The organism is Clostridium bowmanii (assembly GCF_018861315.1).
GTDB lineage: Bacteria > Bacillota > Clostridia > Clostridiales > Clostridiaceae > Clostridium_AD > Clostridium_AD bowmanii.
Window position 1 is genome coordinate 1 of the sequence record NZ_JAHLDL010000075.1, and the last position, 3,760, is coordinate 3,760.

A 3,760-nucleotide genomic window follows, 5' to 3' on the forward strand; every position below is an offset into this window, starting at 1 on the left:
CCTTCCCATACCGAACAGGTAGGTTAAGCTTCAATGCGCTAATGGTACTGCAGGGGTAACTTTGTGGGAGAGTAGGTCATCGCTAGGTAATATGGCTGGATAGCTCAGTCGGTAGAGCAGAGGACTGAAAATCCTCGTGTCCCTGGTTCGATTCCTGGTCTAGCCACCAGAAAAACGTCTTAGATAATTCTAAGACGTTTTTCTATGTCAAAAAATAATTCGTTTATAAATTTTCAATTTGCCAATCAATAGATTTTTTACCTTGAGAAACTAAAAAATTGTTAGCATTAGAAAAAGGTTTACTATTGAAAAAACCTCTATATGCGGATAATGGACTTGGGTGAACAGATTTTATTATGTGGTGTATTGGATTTGTTATTAGAGATTTTTTTGAAATAGCATTATTACCCCATAAAATAAAAACTATTGGCTCCGTTTTTGAATTTAGTAAAGAAATAATCTTATTTGTAAAATACTCCCAACCTTTGTTTTTATGAGAATTAGCTTCTCCTGACCTAACAGTAAGTACAGTATTTAAAAGCAAAACACCTTCATCGGTCCATTTTTTTAAGTACCCATTGTTAGGAATATAACATCCCAAATCAGTATGTAATTCTTTGTATATATTTAATAGCGAGGGAGGAGCAGATACACCGGCTTTCACAGAGAAACTTAAACCGTGAGCTTGATTAGCGCCATGATAAGGATCTTGACCAAGGATAACAACTTTCACGTCCTTATAAGCGGTATAATTAAGAGCATTAAATATATACTGTTTTTCGGGATATATTTGTTTAGTTGCATATTCATCTTTTAAAAAGCTTCTTAATTTTAAAAAATATTCATTATTAAACTGTCCTAACAAGAGTTCGTTCCAATCATTAAGTAATATGTTCATAAAATCACCTCACTTAAGTGTATCATAAATACTTATGTTTTTATAAAATAAGTATTTATTTATTCTTAAGTATTAATATATATGTTAGTAAATTTGGTTGTTATAACCATCAAATGGTATATAATTATAGTAAATAGAAAAATACAGCATACAAAATAGTAACAATTATTTTGTACTATATAAAAAGACACGGAGGCAGTTTATGAAAAAATTATCTAGGGCTGATTTGAAAGAGTTATTTAAGAAAATAGTTCTTATTATTTTAGGGAGTTTTATTTTATCTGTGGCAGTAAATTTGTTTGTAATTCCAAATAAGCTTCTTAGTGGGGGGCTTTCAGGAATAGGATTAACATTACAGTATATTTTTAATATGCCAATGGGCGTTACAATATTAATACTAAATATTCCCCTTCTTATATTAAGTATATTAAAAATAAATAAAAAATTTACTGCATTAACAATACTAGGTACCATTTCATTTTCATTATTTTTAATTCTGACCGCATCTTTAAATAATGTTCTGGCTCCTGTTGAAGAATCTTATAGACTTCTTTATTGTATATATGGCGGAGTACTCTCAGGAATAGGAATAGGAATTGTTTTTTCTAATGAAGGATCTACAGGTGGCATGGATATAATAGCTATGTATGTTAAAAAGGAGTATGGTATAGAAATAGGTATAGTGAGCTTTATGATAAATTTCTTAATTGTAGCTGTAGGATCTGTATTATTTGATTTCAAAGTAGGATTATATACTCTGATTGCTATGTATATTACTTCTGCTGTTATGGAAAAGGTTATTAATGGATTAAATAGACGTAAAATGCTTTTAATTGTATCGGAGAAAGAAAAAGAAGTAAGTGATGCTATAATGAATAATTTTAATAGAGGGGTAACTATTTTATATGGAGAAGGGGCTTATACTAACCATAGAAAAAATGTTATGTATTGTGTAGTATCATTGGTGCAATTACCACAAATAAAAAGAGTAATAAAAGATATAGACCAAGAAGTTTTTATTTCTATAATTGATATAGCTGAAGTTCAAGGTAATGGATTTAAAAGCCCCATAGGTTAGTTGTAAAATGTATTGACATGGACCTTACTGTCAGGTTTACAATTAAATGATTAGAAGGGAGGGTTCATGTATGAATATAAAGGCTGCTGCTGAAAAAACAGGCTTAACTAAAAGGGCAATAAAGTATTATGAGGGGGAAGGCTTAATTAAGCCTATAAAAAACAATGAAAACAATTATAGAGAGTATACTCATCAAGATATCATAAAGCTTAATTTAATAGGTGCACTCAGAGTAGTGGAGATTCCCATTATTGAGATCAAAGCAGTGATTGATGGCAATAAAAGTATTCCTGAAGTTATGAAACAAGCGCTTTCTAGAATTGATAAGGATATGTGTAGTTTAGAAAAAAGCAGATTAATTATTTTAAATATTATAGAGAAAGATTTAACTGACTATGATACTGCGGGAGAATATATAAAGCTACTTAGGGAAACTTTAGAATTGTCTTTAGATGAAAAGAAAGAGTATATTTCAAATGCTATGCGTAGAATATTTCCTGGGATATATGGGGAAAGCTTTATTATGATTTTTGAACCATTTTTAGATATTATTATTGATAATGAGGAAAAACGAACTGTGTGGTTAAAGCTTGTGGAGGTATTAGATGAAATAAATGATACAGAAGAGTTTTTTTTAGGTAATAACTATTTAGAAAAATTTGAAAATGAAGTTATCTCAGAAGAAGATAGGAGTAGATATTTGTTTGGTATTAAAAAGATAATAAATTATGATGAACTATATATTAAAGAATATGCAAAAGGGATTAAAGATAACTATCTATTGCTAAAAGAAGATGAAAAAGAAAAAGAAGAGGTGAACGAATTTGGTTTATTTTTCAAAAATTATGCTAAAACCTTTGTGCACTTTCATACAAAATTCAGTGAATATCTGAGTATTCTTAATGAAGATTATAAAAAATATCTTGAAAATACGGCAAAAATAACTGCTGAAGTAAGTGAAAATATGGAAGAAGATACAGGGATGAGTACAAATGATTTTTTTCAGAGATATATTATTGAAAAATAAATATTTTACACAATAAAATTAGGGGTAACTAACGGAAAACATGGAAACAAAATGTTAAGGACTTAAAGTAGGAAGTCCTTAGCATTTTGTTTTTCTAAATTTATAACAGATTAGTAATAAAATAATGATAAAAAGAGAAATACTAAATAAGTAATCTAAAACTAGTATTGGTAGCGATAATGTTAAAGAAATTATAGTTATATTAATTAATGAAGAGATATAGTTTTATGGAGAGAGTTAAAGGTTAGATAATCTTCCTGTTTTTTAATATGAAGGTCATGAGTCTTCTTTATTAAGTTGATTGTAATTGTAGAGGATTTAAGGAATATCTATAAATAATTATATATATTAAAAAAAAATAGGTATATTTTAGTTTTGAGTAAGGGATACTATTCCTAGTGTGTCATTATAAAGGATACTTACTATATAGTAGTATTATCAAGAATATTGTATATAATTGTCGCATATAAGAAAAATAATAAAAATGATTATAGTCAAGGATGATATTATATTATTTGTCGCTGCGAATGAGTAACGATAAAGGCAAAGATTAATAAGTTAACATATAATATTATTTAAATAAATTAAAAAATATTTGTAAAAAAAATGTTGACAAAACAAGAAAAACATAGTAAAATAGTAGAAGTCGTCACATGATGACAAAGCAAGTTGGTCTTTGAAAATTAAACAGAGAAATAGGTAAAATAACGAAATAATATTTCGTTAGACCAGTTAATTACTTTAGATAAAGAAGTAA

General features: G+C 28.1%; 3 protein-coding genes, 1 tRNA gene and 1 rRNA gene. 4 read left to right on the forward strand and 1 reads right to left on the reverse strand.

The annotated features are described in order from the left end of the window. Both rrf and KPL51_RS22720 read left to right on the forward strand, forming a co-directional pair. Window positions 1-88: ribosomal RNA gene (gene rrf, locus KPL51_RS22715) — 5S ribosomal RNA — on the forward strand; the annotation flags it as partial. A gap of 5 nt (window positions 89-93) precedes the next feature. After that, window positions 94-169: transfer RNA gene (locus tag KPL51_RS22720), tRNA-Phe, on the forward strand. 54 nt (window positions 170-223) lie between these two features. On the opposite strand, the gene KPL51_RS22725 is transcribed toward KPL51_RS22720, so the two are convergent. After that, entirely contained in the window at window positions 224-898 is a 675-nt protein-coding gene (locus KPL51_RS22725) for a uracil-DNA glycosylase (protein WP_216166655.1), read from the reverse strand. Between the two features lie 202 nt (window positions 899-1,100). Between KPL51_RS22725 and KPL51_RS22730 the strand changes: the two genes are divergently transcribed. Both KPL51_RS22730 and KPL51_RS22735 read left to right on the forward strand, forming a co-directional pair. Beyond that, window positions 1,101-1,976: a YitT family protein gene (locus KPL51_RS22730; protein WP_216166657.1), complete on the forward strand. Its 876-nt coding sequence runs from the start codon at window positions 1,101-1,103 to the stop codon at window positions 1,974-1,976. Between the two features lie 70 nt (window positions 1,977-2,046). Beyond that, window positions 2,047-3,003, forward strand: coding sequence for a helix-turn-helix domain-containing protein (locus KPL51_RS22735; protein ID WP_216166659.1), 957 nt, complete (start codon window positions 2,047-2,049; stop codon window positions 3,001-3,003). Window positions 3,004-3,760 lie beyond the last annotated feature (757 nt).